This is a genomic window from Chryseobacterium sediminis (genome assembly GCF_008386505.1).
GTDB classification, from domain to species: domain Bacteria; phylum Bacteroidota; class Bacteroidia; order Flavobacteriales; family Weeksellaceae; genus Chryseobacterium; species Chryseobacterium sediminis.
This window is the reverse complement of the sequence record NZ_VUNZ01000005.1, coordinates 1-20,203: the sequence shown is the minus strand read 5'-3', so window position 1 is coordinate 20,203 and position 20,203 is coordinate 1. Positions and strand designations below refer to the sequence as shown.

General features: G+C 36.4%; 19 protein-coding genes. 11 read left to right on the top strand and 8 right to left on the bottom strand.

Annotation, left to right across the window (positions count from 1 at the left end; translation table 11 throughout):
- The first annotated feature begins 62 nt into the window (after window positions 1-62).
- From miaE to FW780_RS19920, 6 genes are all read left to right on the top strand, one after another.
- Window positions 63-641, top strand: coding sequence for a tRNA-(ms[2]io[6]A)-hydroxylase (miaE, locus tag FW780_RS19945; RefSeq protein WP_149835378.1), 579 nt, complete (start codon window positions 63-65; stop codon window positions 639-641).
- Window positions 642-665: 24 nt separating this feature from the next.
- Window positions 666-1,283 (top strand): DUF502 domain-containing protein, encoded by a 618-nt coding sequence (locus FW780_RS19940; protein WP_047381900.1) that lies wholly within the window; start codon window positions 666-668, stop codon window positions 1,281-1,283.
- A 92-nt stretch (window positions 1,284-1,375) separates the two neighbouring features.
- A complete protein-coding gene (locus tag FW780_RS19935; RefSeq protein ID WP_149835377.1) occupies window positions 1,376-2,752 on the top strand; it encodes a tryptophanase in 1,377 nt (458 codons plus the stop codon).
- A gap of 217 nt (window positions 2,753-2,969) precedes the next feature.
- Window positions 2,970-4,046 carry an FAD-dependent monooxygenase gene (locus tag FW780_RS19930; protein ID WP_149835376.1) on the top strand — a complete coding sequence of 359 codons (1,077 nt, stop codon included), beginning with the start codon at window positions 2,970-2,972 and terminating at the stop codon, window positions 4,044-4,046.
- A 2-nt stretch (window positions 4,047-4,048) separates the two neighbouring features.
- A complete protein-coding gene (locus tag FW780_RS19925) occupies window positions 4,049-5,206 on the top strand; it encodes a pyridoxal phosphate-dependent aminotransferase (RefSeq protein WP_149835375.1) in 1,158 nt (385 codons plus the stop codon).
- A 162-nt stretch (window positions 5,207-5,368) separates the two neighbouring features.
- Entirely contained in the window at window positions 5,369-7,807 is a 2,439-nt protein-coding gene (locus FW780_RS19920; RefSeq protein WP_149835374.1) for a TonB-dependent receptor plug domain-containing protein, read from the top strand.
- A gap of 42 nt (window positions 7,808-7,849) precedes the next feature.
- Here the strand turns inward: FW780_RS19920 and FW780_RS19915 are convergent, their stop codons facing one another.
- Window positions 7,850-9,067 (bottom strand): PQQ-dependent sugar dehydrogenase, encoded by a 1,218-nt coding sequence (locus tag FW780_RS19915; RefSeq protein WP_149835373.1) that lies wholly within the window; start codon window positions 9,065-9,067, stop codon window positions 7,850-7,852.
- A gap of 335 nt (window positions 9,068-9,402) precedes the next feature.
- Here FW780_RS19915 and uvrB point away from each other — a divergent pair, with 335 nt between their 5' ends.
- Window positions 9,403-11,394, top strand: coding sequence for an excinuclease ABC subunit UvrB (uvrB, locus tag FW780_RS19910; protein ID WP_149835372.1), 1,992 nt, complete (start codon window positions 9,403-9,405; stop codon window positions 11,392-11,394).
- A 79-nt stretch (window positions 11,395-11,473) separates the two neighbouring features.
- On the opposite strand, the gene FW780_RS19905 is transcribed toward uvrB, so the two are convergent.
- From FW780_RS19905 to FW780_RS19890, 4 genes are all read right to left on the bottom strand, one after another.
- Window positions 11,474-11,701 (bottom strand): DUF3820 family protein, encoded by a 228-nt coding sequence (locus tag FW780_RS19905; protein WP_149835545.1) that lies wholly within the window; start codon window positions 11,699-11,701, stop codon window positions 11,474-11,476.
- A gap of 21 nt (window positions 11,702-11,722) precedes the next feature.
- Window positions 11,723-12,802: an AI-2E family transporter gene (locus tag FW780_RS19900; RefSeq protein WP_149835371.1), complete on the bottom strand. Its 1,080-nt coding sequence runs from the start codon at window positions 12,800-12,802 to the stop codon at window positions 11,723-11,725.
- A gap of 10 nt (window positions 12,803-12,812) precedes the next feature.
- On the bottom strand, window positions 12,813-13,541 hold the full coding sequence (locus FW780_RS19895) for a beta-carotene 15,15'-monooxygenase (RefSeq protein ID WP_149835370.1): 729 nt from the start codon (window positions 13,539-13,541) through the stop codon (window positions 12,813-12,815).
- Window positions 13,542-13,613: 72 nt separating this feature from the next.
- Complete coding sequence (locus tag FW780_RS19890) at window positions 13,614-14,339, bottom strand: hypothetical protein (protein ID WP_149835369.1); 726 nt, start codon at window positions 14,337-14,339, stop codon at window positions 13,614-13,616.
- 44 nt (window positions 14,340-14,383) lie between these two features.
- On the opposite strand from FW780_RS19890, the gene FW780_RS19885 reads away from it, so the two are divergent.
- Window positions 14,384-15,361, top strand: a complete 978-nt coding sequence (locus tag FW780_RS19885; protein ID WP_149835368.1) for an aminodeoxychorismate synthase component I — start codon at window positions 14,384-14,386, stop codon at window positions 15,359-15,361.
- Window positions 15,345-15,971: an aminotransferase class IV gene (locus FW780_RS19880; protein ID WP_149835367.1), complete on the top strand. Its 627-nt coding sequence runs from the start codon at window positions 15,345-15,347 to the stop codon at window positions 15,969-15,971. Before FW780_RS19885 ends, FW780_RS19880 begins: the two co-directional genes overlap by 17 nt.
- A 2-nt stretch (window positions 15,972-15,973) precedes the next feature.
- On the opposite strand, the gene menD is transcribed toward FW780_RS19880, so the two are convergent.
- A complete protein-coding gene (gene menD, locus FW780_RS19875; protein ID WP_149835366.1) occupies window positions 15,974-17,644 on the bottom strand; it encodes a 2-succinyl-5-enolpyruvyl-6-hydroxy-3-cyclohexene-1-carboxylic-acid synthase in 1,671 nt (556 codons plus the stop codon).
- Window positions 17,645-17,728: 84 nt separating this feature from the next.
- Between menD and FW780_RS19870 the strand changes: the two genes are divergently transcribed.
- Entirely contained in the window at window positions 17,729-18,679 is a 951-nt protein-coding gene (locus FW780_RS19870) for an isopenicillin N synthase family dioxygenase (protein ID WP_142718760.1), read from the top strand.
- A gap of 88 nt (window positions 18,680-18,767) precedes the next feature.
- Here FW780_RS19870 and FW780_RS19865 read toward each other — a convergent pair whose 3' ends face one another.
- The gene (locus FW780_RS19865; RefSeq protein ID WP_149835365.1) at window positions 18,768-19,040 is read right to left on the bottom strand and encodes a bacteriocin-like protein; all 273 of its coding nucleotides are present in this window, start codon (window positions 19,038-19,040) and stop codon (window positions 18,768-18,770) included.
- Between the two features lie 227 nt (window positions 19,041-19,267).
- On the opposite strand from FW780_RS19865, the gene FW780_RS22535 reads away from it, so the two are divergent.
- On the top strand, window positions 19,268-19,429 hold the full coding sequence (locus FW780_RS22535) for a bacteriocin-like protein (protein WP_167510765.1): 162 nt from the start codon (window positions 19,268-19,270) through the stop codon (window positions 19,427-19,429).
- Between the two features lie 482 nt (window positions 19,430-19,911).
- Here the strand turns inward: FW780_RS22535 and FW780_RS22530 are convergent, their stop codons facing one another.
- Entirely contained in the window at window positions 19,912-20,082 is a 171-nt protein-coding gene (locus FW780_RS22530) for a hypothetical protein (protein WP_167510764.1), read from the bottom strand.
- Window positions 20,083-20,203 lie beyond the last annotated feature (121 nt).

Genomic DNA, 20,203 nt, shown 5'->3' with positions numbered 1-20,203 from the left:
CAAATTGAAATAAAGTCACATTTCTTACCTCAATTTGTTTAAATTTACAGAAATTTTACAACATGTTTAAGTTGAAACTACCTACCGATCCAAGGTGGGCAAATATTGCAGAAGGAAACATCGGAGAAATTTTAACAGATCATGCCTGGTGTGAGCAAAAAGCAGCCACCAATGCCATAGGCCTGATTACAATGCTTCCGGAATATCCTGAGATTGTGACAGAACTCCTTGCCATTGCACAGGAGGAACTGGATCATTTCAATCAGGTGCATGAGATCATTAAAAAAAGAGGACATACCTTTGGAAGAGCAAGAAAAGATGATTATGTGAATGAACTGGCGAAATTTATCGTTCAGGGAACAAGAGAAGACCTCATCGTAGATAAGATGCTTTTTGCAGCTATGATTGAGGCTAGAAGCTGTGAAAGATTCAAAGTTCTTACCGAAAACATCAAAGACGAAGAACTTAAAGTCTTCTACAAAGAACTCATGATTTCTGAAGCCAACCATTATACTACATTCATTGGATTTGCAAGACAGCTTGGAAATCCTGAAAAAGTAAATAAACGTTGGGAAGAATGGCTGGAATACGAAGCCAGCATCATTAAATCCTACGGAAACAAAGAAACCATTCACGGTTAAAATAGAAACAGTAAAGAATACACATTGAAGAAGCCAAGCTTTGAAAATATTGCCAATCTATTCCTGAAGAACTTTTTTCAGGGGCTGGTTATTATTGGTCCTATCGGGCTTACCATTTTTGTAATCTGGTATATTGTAAGTGCAATAGACAATCTTGTTCCGTCTCTTGCAAAGCAGATTCCAGGGCTTGTTTTTGTATCAATTATTTTATTTACAGCTATTTTAGGGTATTTGGGAAATAAATTCGTGGTCGGAAGGTTCTTTTTCGATACGATGGACAGCTTACTGGAGAAAACTCCGGGAGTAAAACATATTTACACTCCTACGAAAGACGTAATGTCTTCATTTGTAGGTGATAAGAAAAAATTCAACGATCCTGTATGGGTAAAAACCAATCAAAATCCAGAGATCTGGAGAATCGGTTTTTTAACTCAAAAAGAAATGTCGGACGTTGACAAGCATAATTACGTTGCGGTATATCTTCCCCACTCGTACGCCATCTCGGGCTGGGTAATTGTTACTGAAGAAAAAAACATCAAACCTGTAGTGGGAATGACAGCTGCTTCTGCAATGAAGTTTGCAGTGAGCGGCGGTGTAGCCGGATTCCATTCTGATGAAAATATATTTAAAGCTCCGGAATAATACTTCCAAAGCCTTATGTATACATTGATGAATTTTGAAAATTATTTTCAAACACATTTTCTTTACAAACAATTTAAAACATAATTTAACTCATGAATTTACCGTACGCGGAACCATTCCGCATCAAAATGGTGGAGGAAATCTACCAATCTACCAGAGAAGAAAGAGAACAATGGCTTAAAGAAGCTAATTATAACCTTTTCAATTTAAGATCTTCACATGTTTATATTGACCTGCTTACCGATTCAGGAACTGGAGCAATGTCTGATAGACAATGGTCTGCTTTGATGACCGGAGATGAAAGCTACGCAGGATCCCGCTCTTTTGAGCAATTACAGAAAACTGTAGAGAACATTACAGGATTCAAATACTTATTACCAACTCACCAGGGAAGAGCTGCAGAAAACGTTCTTTTCTCAGTATTGGTAAAAGAAGGTGATGTAGTTCCAGGGAACTCTCATTTTGACACAACAAAAGGACATATCGAGATCAGAAAGGCACACGCCATCGACTGTACTATTGATGAAGCTTTTGATATTAATGATCTTCACCCTTTCAAAGGAAATATCAACCTTGAGAAGCTTGAAGAAGTTTATAAAAGTCACCCAAAAGAAAATATCCCTTTCTGCTTAATTACCATTACATGTAACTCTTCAGGAGGACAGCCTGTATCATTAGAAAACATGAAGGCTGTAAAAGCACTTTCTGACCAATATGGAATCCCCGTATTCTTTGATTCAGCGCGATTTGCTGAGAATGCTTACTTCATCAAAAAAAGAGAAGCAGGACAGGAAAACAGAAGCATCAAAGAAATCTGTAAGGAAATTTTCTCTTATGGAGATGGGATGACAATGAGCTCTAAAAAAGATGGTTTAGTAAATATCGGTGGATTCATCGCTTTGAATAATGAAGAAGTATTCAGAAAAGCATCCAACTTCACCATCATTTACGAAGGTTTTATTACCTACGGAGGAATGGCTGGAAGAGATATGGCTGCATTAGCTGTAGGTCTTGATGAAGCTACTGAGTTTGCTTATCTTGAAAGCAGAATTTCTCAGGTTGAATATCTGGGGAATAAACTGATTGAATATGGAATTCCCGTTCAAAAACCAATCGGAGGACACGCTGTATTCATTGATTCTTTAAACTTCCTTCCGAATGTTTCCCGTGAAGAATATCCGGCACAGACATTAGGTCTTGAAATTTATAAAGAAGCAGGGATCAGAACTGTAGAAATAGGAACACTATTGGCTGACAGAGATCCTGCAACAAGAGAAAACCGTTATCCAAAATTAGAATTGGTACGTCTGGCAATTCCTAGAAGAACCTATACCAACAACCATATGGATTATATCGCTGCTGCTATTAAGAACGTCTATGAAAGACGTGACGAAATAGCAAAAGGATACAAGATTACCTGGGAACCGGAAATCTTAAGACACTTTACAGTTCAGCTTGAAAAAGCTTAATCATAAAACCGGAATTTTTTTCCGGTTTTTTTATATTAAAAGGCAAAAGGTTTCTTTATCGCATATAATGAATAATCTTTTTCTTTTATTTTTCAGAAAACCAAATCAAATTAATTTTTTGGAATAGTGAAGGTTTTTAATTTTAATTTTGTATCCATCTGATGGAACAGATATAAAAATACTTGAGACCCAACCTGAAAAATCCGTTATTCCGAAAATGAAGAAAATTGCTGTCGTGGGTGCCGGTATTTCCGGTTTAAGCATGGCGAATTACTTAGAAAAGCACAAGATTGATTATCACATTTACGAAAGAAGAAAAAAGAAAGATCTGGCAGGTCATGGCTTTCTAATCCCACAGGAAGGGATGGAATACCTTTATCAGATAATAGATCCTAATCTTCTTCTTAAGCATGGAAATTTTTTGAAAAAATACATACAGTACACCCATACAGGAAAAGTACTGGCAGAAAAGGAACTTAACCATGTTTTTGCCATTTCAAGACATGCATTAATTGATCTCCTGACTCAAAATATATCTCCTGAAAAAATAACCTACGAACAAACCATCATCCCGGATGATCAACAGAAGGGAAAAATGAAACTTTCGGACAGAAGGGATATTGATGAAGACATCATTATTATTTCCGATGGTTCTAAAAGTCGTATCAGAAGCAGTATTTTTAAAGATGAAACCATGAAACTGGTAAGGGAAAGTGAAGTAGTCAATATCATTCAGGATAAGGAAATTGCGGATTCTGTTGAAAATGATTTTATAAAATTCCATCATGAAGAAGGCGGGTTGACTTTTGGGATTCTTAAACTTACCGATAACACCATTCTTTGGTATTCACAGTTTGATAATGAAAAATATATGATCAACGAGTGTTCAGCAGAGAATCTAAGGAAATATATGCTTGAAGTATTTGAAAGCTGGCATCCTTTAGTCCCATCAATCATACAGAAATCGGACTATAAGAACGTACATTTGTGGCGTGTGTATGAACTTGAAAAACTAAATCCTTTTTATAAAGAAAACACTGTATTCATTGGAGATGCAGCTCACCCATTGATTCCATTTACAAGCCAGGGAGTAACCTCTGCGTTAAAAGACTCTTCTCTATTAACGAAATACTTAGTTGAAGAGGAAAATACAACAGAGGCCTTCAGAAAATACGAAGCAAAAAGGAAGCCTGAAATTGAGGTTCATATCAACAACGGAAGAACATTGCTCAATCAGTTCCTACTGCCGCTCAATCAACAATCAGAAAATATTTTACCCATATCTTATAAATAACTATGTTCACCAATAACGATATCAACTTTGAAGCCTTGAAAAGAAAAGCCTACAACGGAAGATGGGCAACACTGGAAGAGGGAATTATTCCACTTACCGCCGCAGATCCGGACTTCAGGACAGCTCCTGAAATAGAACAGGGAATTATTGAATACCTGAAAGACGGCTATCTAAGTTACGGACCATTTTCCGGTCTTCCGGAATTCAAAAAAAGTGTTGCGGATCATTTTAATAAAGAAAAACACGGAAGCTTTTCTCCTGAAAATGTTCTGGCCGTCAATAGTGCCGCTCAGGGTATGTTCCTGATAGCCTCTTATGTTTTGAACTCCGGAGATGAAGCCATTATTCTCGATCCTGTAGATTTTCTCTTCAAAAAATCAGTGGAAACAGCGGGTGGAAAAGTAATGCTTTGTCCTGTAGATACCACAACGGGAGACATTGATTTTGAAAAACTGGTTTCTTTAATCAATCCCAAAACCAAACTTATCAGCATCTGCAATCCACATAATCCTCTGGGAAAGGTTTATTCTAAAGAAGTTTTAATAAAAATAGCAGAAATTGCTGCAGCTCATGATCTTTGGGTAATGAGTGATGAAATCTGGAGTGATATTATTTATGACAGCAAAGACTTTCATACCTATTCTTCCGTTTCTGAGAAGGCAAAGAGAAAAAGCTTTACCGTGTATGGATTTTCAAAATCATTTGGAATTGCTGGGCTGAGAATCGGGGCAGTATTGTGTAATGATCAGGATATTCTTGAAGATTTTACAGAAAAATCCAATTTCAATTCAACAATAGAAGGCGTTTCTACTTTATCCCAGATTGCCGGAAGCGTAGCTTTGGAGAAAGCAAAACCTTGGTACAGGAAATTCCTGACTCACTTACAGAGCAACAGAGATCTTGCATTTAAACTCTTAAGCCGTTCAGAAATTGTAACCCCTAATCTGCCTGAAGCTACTTTTGTGCTGTTTCCAAAGATTGAAAACGGAATGTCCAGCGATCAGTTTGCTCAACATGTTTTAAAACAGGGGAAGGTTGCCATTGTTCCCGGATCCGAGAGATGGTTCGGAAAAGGAGCAGAAGGACATATCAGAATTTGTTTTTCCACCTCACAGGAAATTTTAGAAGAAGGAATTAACAGAATCATTACCAGCTTTTAACATTAAAATTTTTCATTAAAATTAAACAATAGGTTATTATTTTTCTTAAATAAATACAAAACCGTATTAAATTAAGACATCCATATTAAATATTTAATTTTAGTATGGATTTAAAAATAAATATTGATAATTTTGATTAAATCACCACTCAAAATTATCTATATGAAAATAAAATACATCAGCATTGTTTTTCTTGGAGTTTCTACTCTATCCTATGCCCAGCAAATAAAGGATACCCTGAAAGAATCGAAGATTGACGAAGTAGCCATCACCGGAAGCCGGAATAAAAAGAGAACCGTAGTGAATACGCCTGTTCCTATTGACATCATCGATATCAAACAGGTAAGCCAGTCAACCGGACAAGTAGAAGTCAACCAGCTTTTACAGTTTTCTGCGCCTTCTTTCAATTCCAACAAACAATCAGGGTCTGACGGTGCTGATGCAGTAGATCCCGCCACTTTAAGAGGGTTGGGTCCTGATCAAACCCTACTTTTGTTAAATGGAAAAAGATATCATCAGTCTTCACTGATCAATCTTTTTGGGACTAAAGGAAGAGGAAATACAGGGTATGACATGAATACCATCCCTATTGGTGCCATAAAAAGAGTGGAAGTTCTTCGTGACGGAGCTTCAGCTCAATATGGATCTGATGCTATCGCAGGGGTAATCAATGTTATTTTGAATGACCGGGATAAAGGTTTTGAAGGAAATCTATTCACAGGAATGAACCTTTTTAAAAGTCCAGGAAATAATGATGTTGTTTCAGATCACAAAATCGACGGAACCACCTTTGATTTCAGTGGAAATTTAGGAACTAAAATAGGTTCAAAAGGAGGTTTTGGAAACTTTACTGTAGAGTTTATCAACAAAGATTATGCAATACGAAATGCAAATCCAGATATTTACAATGATCCATCTCCCGCACCAAGACAGCGTTTCGGGGACGCAAAAGCTCAAAATATTTACTTTTTCGGAAATATTGAACTTCCATTGTCTGATGGTCTGAAATTCTATTCTCGTCAAGGTTTTTCTCACAGAAATACCAAGGCCTACGCATGGACCAGATCAGCTGATGCGGACGGAAATATTCCTGAAGTTTATCCTACAGGATTTAATCCGATTGAAAATACAAGTATTACAGATTTTACATTTGATAATGGTTTAAAATTTAAGGTCTTAGACTGGGATGTAGATTTTTATAACGCCTTTGGCAACAATAGATTTACCTATCAGATTGACAATACGATTAATGCCACTTTGGGTATCAAATCGCCTACAAGCTTTAATGCAGGAGGACATTCCCTGTTACAGAATACAACCGGTTTTAATGCTGTAAAACAGTTTAAAGTGCTGGAAGGACTGAATATCGCTTTCGGATCAGAATTCAGATATGAAAAATTTGATATCATCAAAGGGGAAGAAGCTTCTTACGCTATGTATGATGTCAATGGAAATCTTGTTACTGCCAGTACTCCCCAAAACCTTCTTGTCACCAACCCTTTAAGCGGGAATGTAAGACCGGGTGGTTCTCAGGGATTTCCGGGGTATTCTACGGATATTGGCAAAAGCAGAAATAACTTTGCAGCCTATGTAGATACTGAACTGGATGTGACTAAAAACTGGATGGTGAGTATTGCCGGAAGATTTGAAAATTATAATGATTTCGGAAGTACTCTGAATGGAAAATTCGCAACAAGATATGCGATCACTCCGCAGTTTGCATTCCGAGGTTCCGTTTCTACAGGATTCCGAGCGCCTTCATTGGCTCAGAAGTATTACAGTCAGCAATTTACCAACTTTCAGGGCGGTCAGTTGGTTACTATTCAGCTAGCCTCTAACGACAGTAAGCTAGCAGGCAGCCTTGGGATTCCTCAGCTAAAACAGGAAACCTCTGTGAACGGAAGTGCCGGATTTACTTTCAACACAGGAAAGTTCACGGCAACAGTAGATGGATATTATATTCAGGTTAAAAACAGAATCGTTCTTACCGGATATTTTGCACAGGCAGACTTACCGGCAGACGTTCAGGCAGACAATCCATTTATTGATCAGGTGCAGTTCTTTTCTAATGCAATTGATACGCGCACGAAAGGAGTTGACCTTATCTTAAGTTATACTGAAAACCTTGGTTCCGGGAAACTGACTGCTACCTTAGCCGGAAACTATAACGATATGGAAATTACCAAAGTAAATACTTCTGAACAGCTGGCAGGGAAAGAAGATATTTATCTGAGCAATAGAGAAAAGGCTTTTATCCTCGCCTCTGCTCCAAAAACAAAAGTTAATTTAAACCTCAATTATAAAATCAACAAATTCAATGTGAATCTGCAGATGGTAAGGTTTGATAAAGCAACACTGATTGGCTATGATGATACGGAACAAATATATAACCCGAAAGTAACTACCGATATTTCTTTCGGTTACGAGTTTTGCAAGAACCTGAACCTGACTGTGGGCAGTAAAAATCTATTCAACAGATATCCTACGCTGCAAACCACTCAGGTAACCAGCGGAAATACAGAATCCGGAGGTATTTTTGATCCTGTACAGATGGGATTTGCCGGAAGACAGGCTTTTGCCAGACTTAACTTTAAGTTTTAACTGAAAATAAAAACTCCTGAAAGTTTTCAGGAGTTTTTTTATTTATTTTTTTGAAATCTTATACAATTTACCACTGTCGGTTACTGCATAAAGATTCCCGTCCATTCCGTTCAATACATCCCGGAAACGTTCTTTCTGATCTGCGAGAAGACGCTCCTCTCCCACCACTTTATTGTCTTTCATAACAATTCTGTCAATATGCTCACCACTTAAACATCCGATCATCAAATTTCCCTTCCATTCCTCAATATTTCCGGTATAAAAAGTAATTCCGCTTGGTGAAATTACAGGATCCCAATAGTAGACAGGCTGTTCAGTTCCTTCTTTTTGGGTAATTCCCTGTCCTACTTTGTCTCCTGAATATTCAATTCCATAGGTGACATCTCCCCATCCGTAATTTTTTCCGGCCTGGATCAGATTGATTTCATCTCCACCTCTCGGTCCCATCTCCACATCCCAAAGGTTTCCGTTAGAATCAATAGCCATTCCTTGCGGATTACGTACACCATAAGCATAAATTTCAGGCTTAAAACCCGGTTTTCCGATAAAAGGATTTCCCGGAGCTGGTTTTCCGTCTTTTGTGATTTTTAGAATTTTTCCAAGGTAATTATCCGTTTTCTGAGCATACACACGGGTTACTTTATCTGATCTTTCTCCTGTACTGACAAATAAATTTCCATCTTTATCAAAAGCCAAACGGCTTCCATAGTGTTTATCTCCGTCATAAGAAGGCTCTGCACGGAAAATAACTTTTACTTCTGAGATATTTTTAAGATCTGCAGACAGCTTACCTTTTGCCACGGAAGTTAGATTTCCTTTACCAAACGGTTCCGAAAAACTGAAATAAATAATATTGTTGGTGGTAAAATCAGGATCAAGAGCTACATCAAGCATTCCGCCCTGCCCTTTTGAATCCACTTTTGGAAAGCCATCTATTTTTGACACTTGTATTCCATCTGTTGAAACAACATTCATGTGGCCATTCTTGTCTGTGATCAGAAATTTTCCATCAGGTAAATTGATAATCCCCCAAGGTCTTCCTAAATCTTTATTCAATATCTCTACATTATACGCCGTTGTACTTTTTACTGTTTTGATTCTTGTCTGTCCTTTAAATGCCGGCTGGTAATCAGAATTTGGTTTCTCAGTCTCTACACTACCGTCATTTCCGGTTTTCTGAGCGTTCGCATGATTTTCTTTACACGATGACAAAATAAGAAAAAGACTCAGTGCCGGGATATAAAATTGATTGATTTTCATAATATTAGGATTGGTGATTGTACAATGAATGGAAAAATAATGCCATAAAATTTGTTAGTTTTATTCTTATTCTACATCCATAAAACAAATTACAACATTGTAGAATGAGAGAGATTAAATTAACAGATTCTAAAAATAATTCTGTACTCGACTATAACAACGAAAACGCCATTTCCACCGCTTTTTTTATTTTTTCAACTATTCTTATTCATACAAATTTAAAAAATCAAAACTTCAGGATGATAAGTTAAAATTTTATTATCAAAATATTCATCTTCAAAACATTATCCTGTCTAATAATTTCTTTCGTATTTTTGTTGTATACATTCTTTTCTATGGATTTTAAGCTTCAATCAGAATATAAACCTACCGGAGATCAGCCACAAGCTATTGAAAAACTTACCGAAGGAATAGAGATCGGTGAGAAATATCAGACGCTTCTTGGGGTTACCGGCTCCGGAAAAACCTTTACTGTTGCAAATGTTGTTAAAAATGTTCAGCGTCCAACCTTAGTTCTGGCTCACAATAAGACTCTTGCGGCACAGCTCTTTATGGAGTTTAAAGAGTTTTTCCCGGAAAATGCTGTGGAATACTTTGTCAGCTACTATGATTACTACCAACCCGAGGCTTATATTGCCACAACGGGAACTTATATTGAAAAAGACCTGAGCATCAATGAAGAAGTTGAAAAACTACGTCTCTCTGCAACTGCCAGCCTTCTTTCAGGAAGAAGGGATGTTTTGATTGTGGCCTCTGTTTCCTGTATTTATGGTATCGGAAACCCTACAGAATTTCATAAATCATTAATTTCCATTGCTATTGGTGAAAAAGTGACAAGAACAGCACTTCTCCACTCCTTAGTTAATGCATTATATGCCAGAACATTAAATGAGTTTCAACGAGGAACATTTCGTGTAAAAGGGGATGTAATTGATGTTTTTCCTGCTTATACTGATAATGCCATCAGAATTCAGTTTTTTGGAGATGAAATTGAAAAAATTCAAAGTTTTGACCCGGTTACAGGAAATGTAGAAGACAATTTTGACCAAATACAAATTTATCCTGCCAATCTTTTTGTAACATCAAAAGAGACCTTAAACGGTGCTATTAAAGATATTCAGGATGATATGGTAAAACAGGTTGATTTCTTTAGTTCTGTAGGAAAACCATTAGAAGCCAAGCGACTTCAGGAAAGAACCGAATTGGATCTTGAAATGATTAAAGAACTTGGCTATTGTTCAGGAATTGAGAACTATTCGAGATATCTGGATGGCCGTCTTCCGGGTACAAGACCTTTCTGCCTGATTGATTATTTCCCTAAAGACTTTTTAATGGTTATTGATGAAAGTCACGTAACGGTTCCACAGGTTCATGCCATGTATGGTGGTGACCGAAGCAGAAAAGAAGCATTAGTGGAATACGGTTTCAGACTTCCGGCTGCAATGGATAACAGACCTTTAAAATTTGAAGAATTTGAAGCCATTCAGAATCAGGTTATCTACGTATCCGCAACTCCTGCAGATTATGAACTTGAGAAAACCGGAGGAGCTTATATAGAGCAGATCATCCGTCCGACAGGGCTTCTTGACCCTATTATTGAGGTAAGACCTACCATAAATCAGATTGATGATTTGATGGAGGAAATCCATAAAAGATCTGATGCTGATGAAAGAGTACTGGTGACCACTTTAACAAAGAAAATGGCTGAAGAACTTACGAAATACTTTACCAAATTCGGAATCCGAACCAGATATATTCACTCTGATGTCGAAACACTGGAACGTATTCAGATTATGCAGGATCTTCGTCTGGGACTTTTTGATGTGCTTATTGGAGTTAACTTATTACGAGAAGGATTGGATTTACCTGAAGTTTCGTTAGTTGCTATTCTGGATGCTGATAAAGAAGGAATGTTGAGAAGCAGAAGATCAATGATTCAAACCGTGGGCCGGGCCGCAAGGAATGTGAATGGAAAAGCAATCATGTATGCTGATAAAATTACTAAATCTATGCAGGCTACTCTTGATGAAACCGAATACCGTCGTGCAAAACAAATGCAGTACAATGACGATAACGGCCTGAAGCCAAAAGCATTGAATAAAAAGATTTCTGAAAACCTTGTCGGAAGAAGCAAAGATTTCCCTGATGAAAAGTATACCCAAAAAGAAATCCTTCAGAAAGTTGCAGAAACAAAAGCAACGTATGCAAGTGAAGATATAGAGAAAATGATTACTCAGAAGCAGAAAGAAATGGAAGCTGCAGCGAAAAACCTTGACTTTATAAAAGCAGCCAAGCTGAGAGATGAAATTGCAGCTTTGAAAGCTTAATACAACTGATTTATAAAAAAGTTTCGGCGGCATCTTCGATGCCGCCGAAACTTTATACCTGGATTGAATATTTTATTTTTTACAAGCCGTTTCTTATTGCTGCTCTGATGGGAGTCAAAAGATCCATCAGACCATTTAATTTAATCTCATAAACTGTTGAAAGCTGCATTCCCAGTTTTCCCTTTGGCATTCCGTTTCTGTTGAACCATTCGAGGTAGCTTACCGGAAGATCTACCAGGACCGTTCCTTCATACTTACCGAAAGGCATTTTCATAACACAGATTTCTTTTAATATTTCAGGATTGATTCCTTCCACGCTTTTATATAATTAAATTAATTTTTCTTCAAGATCATTTTGGCCAGGCAGTTCAAGATCCGGAGGAGTCTCTTCGTCCGAGAATTCATTTCTGTACACCTGAACCAAAAGAAGTGTCAGGGAGATCAGAATAGGCCCGAAAATAAGGCCCATGAAGCCAAAAAGATTCATTCCCATGATAATTCCAAATACCGTATTCAAAGGGTGGATATTTTCCAGCTTCTTTAAAAGGGTAAAACGAAGAAGATTATCCGTAAGACCTACTACAACAACACAATAGATTGCTAAGCCAACTCCCTGTACTGTATTTCCTTCTGCAATCATAAAGATACATACCGGCACATACACAATAGCAGTTCCTACAACAGGAATCACTGAAGCAGCCGCCGTTAATGCAAAAAGCAATACAGCTCCCGGTGCCCCAAAAATAAGATATCCTATAAGGGCTACAATCCCCTGTCCTACTGCTACAACAGGAATCCCGATCGCATTGGCCATAATAAGTTTTCTCATTTTATCGCCTATCAGAGAAATGTTGGATCTCTTCAAAGGAGCAGAAGAAGTAAGGATCTTTTCAAAAAGCCTTGGTTTTTCCAGCATAAAATAGAGAATGAAATACATGGACATCACTACGGTAAGGGTATTGAATGTACCACTGAGTGCTGATGTTGAAATCTTTCCTACATTATCTTTCAGTTTCGTCATATTTTCTTTACTCAGAATATCAAATCCTGTTTTGGAAAATATGTAAGAATGTATTTTATCCAGGAAAATATTGAACTTAGCCATATAAGCCTGTGCATTTCCCAGTTTATCAATAATCAGATCAGCAATAAAATAAATGGGAAGAATAAGAACAATAAGACTCGCAAACATTAAGGCAAATGCAGCAAGTGAGGGTTTCCATTTCTTTTCTTCCTGCAGGTAAAAGTTATATTTCCTACAGACTACATAAATGGTGATTGCCCCCAAAACAGAGGGAATAAACAATGCCAGATTAAAACAGATGAGCCCTGCCAACACCACAATAATGGCCAGCAACGACATCTGCTTTATTGCAACACTGCTTATTTGTTTGTCCTTATTTATCATGTATTTTATATTATTTACTATACATAATTTGTCTTGGTTTTCCTAAGAAAGCACAATAAGTAGAGTACATTACAATCATAATAAACGGAGCGGTTAAAATAACCCCGATTCCGCAAAGAATAACCCCTGCAATAGAAATCAGGAATCCTAAGAATCCGGTTAGTAAGAAAATTCCATAGTTTTCTTTAGCAATATTGAAAGATTTCCCTAAAGCATCTGTAGCTGAAGCATTTTCAAATAACAGAATAGGATACCCTAATAAAAGGAATGGATATACAAAAATAATCGGCAGTACACATAATGCAAGAGCAATTGAAGAAATAATCCCCGATAGAAGACTATAGATCAATATGTTTACAAAATTCTGACGGTACCCGATGAATAGATCAGAAAACTCAATAGGGCTTTTGGTATTATATTTATTTACCATGTAGATCAATCCTACATACAAAGGAGATAATAAGATACCGAAAAGACTGGATGCCCCCATATACAAAGGAAGTCCCGGAGCGCTCCAATAATTGTAGTCACCTCCTGAAGATTTCATATCTTCTACGATGGAAGCAGAGTCAAATCCGGTAAGCATCTGAATAACAGACCCTCCAACCAGATAAATAATCATTGCTACGATTCCGTAACCGAAAACACCTTTATACATTTCAAAGGCATGAGAAATAATCGACCCCGTATCTCTGTTAGGTACAGAGCCTTGCTGATCAAATTCGTTAAATTCAGACATAGTTTAAATATTTAATGATTTTACCAAAATTAGTTTTTTTTAGCAAAAAATCACATTAAACACGAATGAATTTTAACTTTTCTCAGAAAAAACAGTTTTATAAAGTGAATAAATCATAGCATTCCAAAAAGGAAATGTGAAAAGCCCTCCTATCAAAAACAGAGCAAAACCTAAATACTTAAAAAGAAAAGCAACAATTACACAAACCATTATTTCCACAAAATACATTTTAAGGGCTTTAAAGTTCAGAGAAATAGCCTCGAATATCCTTTTATCTGTAAAAAACATAAGTGGCGCTATAAATAACGTCACTGCAACCCAAAGCACCGCCAGTACTATCGTAGGAATCGTAAATTTGTAAATAAAGAACCAGAAAAGAAAATACCCTACATACTTAAAAAAGTTGAGCCCGTTGTATCCTGCAAACAGATCCCCGATCACAATATTCTCTTTAAGGTCAATTTTCCTGAAGATTTGGAACATCCCCAGATTCAATGGATATAAAAATGCTGTAGTTCCCCAAATCGCCAGTGTAAACATCTGGTAATTTTCGGTAGCGGTTATTGCTTCCATTTTTTTCAGATATACTTTTGTGCCTTGCAAAAAGGCTTCCTCCAATTCTTTATTGTAAGAGAAAACTTCATATTTCGTTCCAAAAAGCATAACAGCAGTAAGCAGTATTGCAAAAAAGATGATGGAAAACATCAACTGAAAAACCAGTGTTTTATTCCAATAAAAAAAAGCCTGCTTCAATATAAAATCTAGTCCCGGTTTCTGAGGATATTTGTTCTGCATCATAAAAAATTTATGCAAAAGTAAACATCAATAATTATTTTTGCAGAATGTTTTCAGTGAATCATCAAAAATTTATGGAAATGGACGAGCTTTCTCTTCAGAAGGTTCCCTATTTTTTCGTAATCGACTTTCTATCGGAGAATGTCGAAATATACCAGGAAAATGAAATTGAAAAATCAGGTTTAATTATTGATTTTCAAGAGTTTTCAAACACAAAAGAAACACACGCACTAGATAAAAAAGTAATCTGGAAATCCTTTCCGGAAACATTGGAAAGTTTTAAAATCGGCTTTGACAAAGTTCAGAAAAATATTCGTTTAGGAAACTCTTATTTAGTAAACTATACTAGAAAAACGAAGATAGAGACAAATTTAACCTTAGAAGAAATTTTTTATCATTCAAATGCGAAGTATAAAGTTTTTTATAAAGATTTTTTTGTATTTTTTTCTCCTGAAACTTTTGTAAAGATCATTAACGGTAAAATTTTAACCTATCCCATGAAAGGCACTATAGATGCCTCTATTGAAAATGCGGCTGAAATACTGAAGAATGATAAAAAAGAAAAAGCAGAACATTATACAGTAGTAGATCTGCTCCGGAATGATCTGAGCATGGTGGCCGATGATGTAAAAGTGGACCAGTTCCAGCATATTGATTTCATCAAAACCCAGCAAAAGGATCTGTATGCAATGAGTTCTGAAATTTCAGGAATGATAAAACCTGAATTTGACGGAAAAGTAGGAAGTATTATGCAGAAGCTTCTTCCTGCAGGCTCTATTTTAGGAGCCCCCAAGCCTAAAACACTGGAAATAATTCTGGATGCAGAAGGGTATGAAAGAGGATATTACACGGGCGTTTGCGGCTGGTTTGACGGCCAGAATGTTGATAGCTGTGTGATGATCCGCTTTATAGAAAAAGAAGGAAATCAACTTTATTTCAAAAGCGGAGGCGGTATAACGCACATGAGTAAATTAGAAGACGAATATCAGGAAATGAAAAATAAAATCTATGTCCCAATTCATTGAAAGCATTAAAGTAGAAGATCAGGAGGTTTTTCTATTGGATCTACACCAGAAACGTGTCAATCAAACTTTTTCTCATTTCGGGAAAGAAGACTCCATTGATCTGGCCAAGATTTATAAAAATCTGCAGCATGATGAGGATGGCCTTTTCAAATTAAGAATTTCATATGATCTCGATAAAAGATTGAGAACACAGATGATTCCTTATGCTATCCCTGAAATTCATGATTTCAAGCTGGTAGAGAACAACAGTTTTGATTATTCATTCAAGTTTGAAGACCGTAAAGAGTTGGATAAAATGAAGATGAAATCCAAAACAGAAGAAATTATCATCGTTAAAAATAATCATATCACCGATACCTCTTTTTCCAATCTTTTATTTTTAAAAGGGAAAGACTGGTTTACACCTGCTACCTATCTGCTAAACGGAGTACAAAGACAACATCTTTTAAAGCATAAAAAGATCAAAGAAACGGAGATCACTTTACAAAATATAAAGCAATTCACCCATTTCCAGATCATTAATGCCTTAAATGATTTTGATGATATGTTCATCTATCCTATAGACAGAATTATCAATCTGCCTGGGAATGAAGAATATCTTGATCTTTAAGATTATTTCATAAATTCAAAGTACGACTTCAGTACATCTGCGCTATTCTTCCCGTGAGTATTTACTTCCAGGATTTTTGGCTGTGCATCAGGTTTGAAGAAATTCTCCAGAACTCTGTCAAGCGTAATTTCATCCTCTACTCTTATGTAGGAGAACCCAAAGTGCTTGGCAAGAGATTCTGCATTTTTACGGTGTTTTGTGGCAATAAACTCGTCTAATGTATTCGGGTTGGCATTTCCAGGTCCCGGAATGATTTTAAATATATTTCCTTCCCCGTTATTGAAAATCATAATTCTTACAAACGGCGGAATATATTGATTCCAAAGTCCATTAATATCATAAAAGAAACTTAAATCCCCTGTAATCAACAAAGTAGGATTTTCATTTTTAATAGCAAACCCCATTGCAGTAGAAGTAGATCCGTCAATACCGCTGGTTCCTCTGTTACAGTACATTTTTCTTTTTCCAAAATCAAACAGCTGTGCATATCTTATCCCTGAGGAATTACTGAAATGGATGTTATAATTTTCAGGAATCGTCTGTGAAGCTTTATTGAAGAAATAAAAATCTGAGAAATCTATCGTATTCAAAAACTGCTCGTGTTTAGCATCTTTTTTATCTCTTAAAACGTCCCAAAGATTAAAATAAGGTCTAGGCTCCAGATTGATAAATTTCAATAGTTTTGAGAAGAAAACTTCAGGCTTAACTTCAATTTTTTCTGTCAGTGAGAAATATGTATCAGGCTGCCATACTTCATCCAGGTGCCAGTGCTGTTTAGGACGGGCACTTCTCAGGAACTGTTTTACTTTTTTGGAAACTACGTTCTGCCCGACTGTAATCAATAGGTCAGGAGCATAAGTTTTGTAATCCTCTTCAGTAAAATTAAAGATATAACGGTCTATATGTTTAAAAAACTTCTCATGATGCAGGTTAGAATTGGCTTCACTCAAAACAATAACAGAATGGTTTTTCACCAATTGCGTCAATTGATTTTCCAACTCAGGGCTATAATCTCTTGTTCCTACCAACAGCATAATTCTTTGTGAGGTATGCCATTCAGCAATCAGATTTGAAGGAATTTCATATTCTTTATGCTTAATTGTCTTTTCCACGGTAGGAAAAGTTGGAAGCTCTGAAACCAGTTCATACAAAGGCTCTTCCAAAGGAATATTAATATGTACCGGACCCTGCTTTTCAAAGCAAAGTTCGATAGCTTTTTTAATGATATCAAAATTAATATCTTCTGCATGTTCCTTACTGTCTTCCAAAAGCTGGAAGTCACCATAGGAATGCTGATGAAAAACATCCTTCTGTCTTATCGTCTGCCCATCAAACAGATCAACATAATCGGTTGGTCGGTCAGCAGTAAGCACCAAAAGTGGAATATTCTGATAAAAAGCTTCAGTAACAGCAGGATAGTAGTTTACGACAGCAGATCCGCTGGTACAGGTAATTGCTACCGGTTTCTTTTCGCTTTTCGCCATCCCCATTGCCACAAAAGCAGCACTTCTTTCGTCTACAATACTGTAACAGTTAAAACTATCTACCTCTGAAAAATGAATGGCCAAAGGAGCATTTCTTGACCCCGGAGAAATTACGATATCAGCAATTCCGTACTGTTGAAGAAGATGTGCAAGTATTTGGATACTTCTCTTAGAAGAATATTTTTTCATACAGCAAATTTAACTTATAAATAATGATTTTAAAATCATTTAATTTAAAAAAAATGTAATTTTGCTATTCGTAAATTTCTAAAAATGGATAAAATACCTAGTGTAGACCTGCGTGATTTCCTTTCGGACAACCCGGAACGCAAACAGAAATTTGTAAATGAAATCGGAAAAGCTTATGAAGAAATTGGTTTTGTAGCCTTAAAAGGCCATTTTCTTGATGACAACCTAGTGGATGATTTGTATGGAGAGGTAAAAAACTTTTTTGAACAGCCAGTGGAAACGAAACAAAAGTATGAGATTCCAGGTATTGGCGGCCAGAGAGGTTATGTAGGATTCGGTAAAGAAACTGCAAAAGGTTTCAAAAAAGGAGACTTAAAAGAATTTTGGCATTTTGGACAATATTTGTCTGATGATTCAAAATACAAAACTGAGTATCCGGACAATGTAATCGTTGATGAACTTCCAAAATTCAACGAAGTGGGTAAAGAAGCATTCCAGATGCTTGAGAAAACAGGACAGTATGTACTAAGAGCTTTAGCATTACACCTTGGTTTAAATGAATTTTATTTTGATGACAAAATCGCTGAAGGAAATTCTATTTTAAGACCTATTCATTATCCGCCAATTACTGAAGAACCGGATGATGCTGTAAGAGCTGCTGCTCATGGTGATATTAACCTTATTACCCTTTTAATGGGTGCGCAGGGGAAAGGTCTTCAGGTTCAGAACCATAATGGAGAATGGATTGATGCCATTGCAGAACCGGATGAACTGATGATCAATGTTGGAGATATGCTTTCAAGACATACTAACAACAAATTGAAATCTACTATCCACAGAGTGGTAAACCCGCCAAGAGAGTTGTGGAGTACTTCAAGATACTCAATTCCTTTCTTTATGCATCCTGTCAGTGCAATGTCTTTAAATGCACTTGAGAATTGTGTAGACGAAAACAATCCAAAACTATACGAAGATACAACCGCCGGAGAATTCCTGCATGAGCGATTAATCGAATTGGGATTGATTAAAAAATAAAAAAAAGAAAAACAGCTGTCTCTTTCGGGGCAGCTGTTCTTATTATTCCTTATTACTAAATTAATAGCAGTCAGATTAAATTTTCTTTCTATCCTGTTATACAATAAAATTCCGGACACGGAGTTGGTTGTGTAAAAGTTCCCCAGGGACAGATACAGGTATAAGAATCACCCCCACCGCCAGGGTTTCCTCCTCCTCCCGAATTTCCTCCGTAAGGCACACATTTTCCACCTGAACAGATTTCTCCCGCAGAACAACCTCCTTCTCCAGGTCCTCCACCCTCAAAACAATATGCCGGAAAGTCTATTCCAGCAACAATACTTTTCTTGTCTTCTCTTGAAAGTTTTTTTAGATTTTTCATAGTTTTTTGATTTTTGGTATTTCCTACTCTACAAGCTTTTCGGATAACGCTTGTTTAAAAATAATATTTATTTCATTAATAATCAAATATTTAAACCAAATAGAGTCTATAACTCATTCAATAGACAATAATTTTATTAAACTTTATATTTTTACATGCCACAACTCGTTTAATTAAAAATATTTTAACTATTTTTACTTTACATACAAATTTTTAATTAAAACAATATGAAAAATCTAAAAAAACTACAAAAAGGCCAATTAAAACACATTTCCGGAGGTGCTACTCTTCCTGAAACAGATTTCTGTATGTATTATTGCAGCGGAGTAATTGTTTGCGCTACCTGCAGTGACGATTTCAAATGTCCGGATACGAACAGTGATATGTAAGATTGAAATCAAAATGTCATAAAATGGGAACCGTTTCTTAGTTGAAGCGGTTTTTTGTTTGTTTATGGTTACAATAAGACAGATTCTAGCCTCTCTTATACTATTTTTATAGCCGAATAGATTTCATAGAAGATAAGCTGTTCATGGGCTTAAAAATAATGTATGACAAATCATAGTGATATCTGATATTAAAGTAAAGACATTAGCAATTAAAAACAGGAGCTTCATCCTGCTATCCATTTATACTCCTCATGCCTGGACTCTCCCACGCTCAAACCCACTTACTCTCCAAACCCCTTACTGCGGGGTAACCATTACTATCAGGGCTAGGAAGCTAATTATGAATTATAAGTTATGAATGATGAGTTTCGGAATCCGGGTTACGAGGTTCTTGTTACGGGTTACGAGTTTCATATAGTGTTATAAGTATCCTCTTTTTCAATTGTGTCATTCCATAGGAATCTAAGCTTATTTATTGGGGATTATAATTTGTAATAGAATAATGTAAAATAGGTCGTTGAGACTCCTTCGGAGTGACAGCTGGGGATGTCATCATCAATGATAAATGATAAGTTATGAACGATGAATGATAATGGATCAGCCATCTCTGTACCGGATGATATCAGAAACAATGAATCATACTGATTACTCATTGCTTATATTGGGGGGGTACCCGCTTTGAAATTGTCTGGCCTGGGGTATACAACAAAAAAAATCCTTTATCATAAGATAAAGGATTTTTTAAAAATAAAATAAAAACTGGCGGCGGCCTAC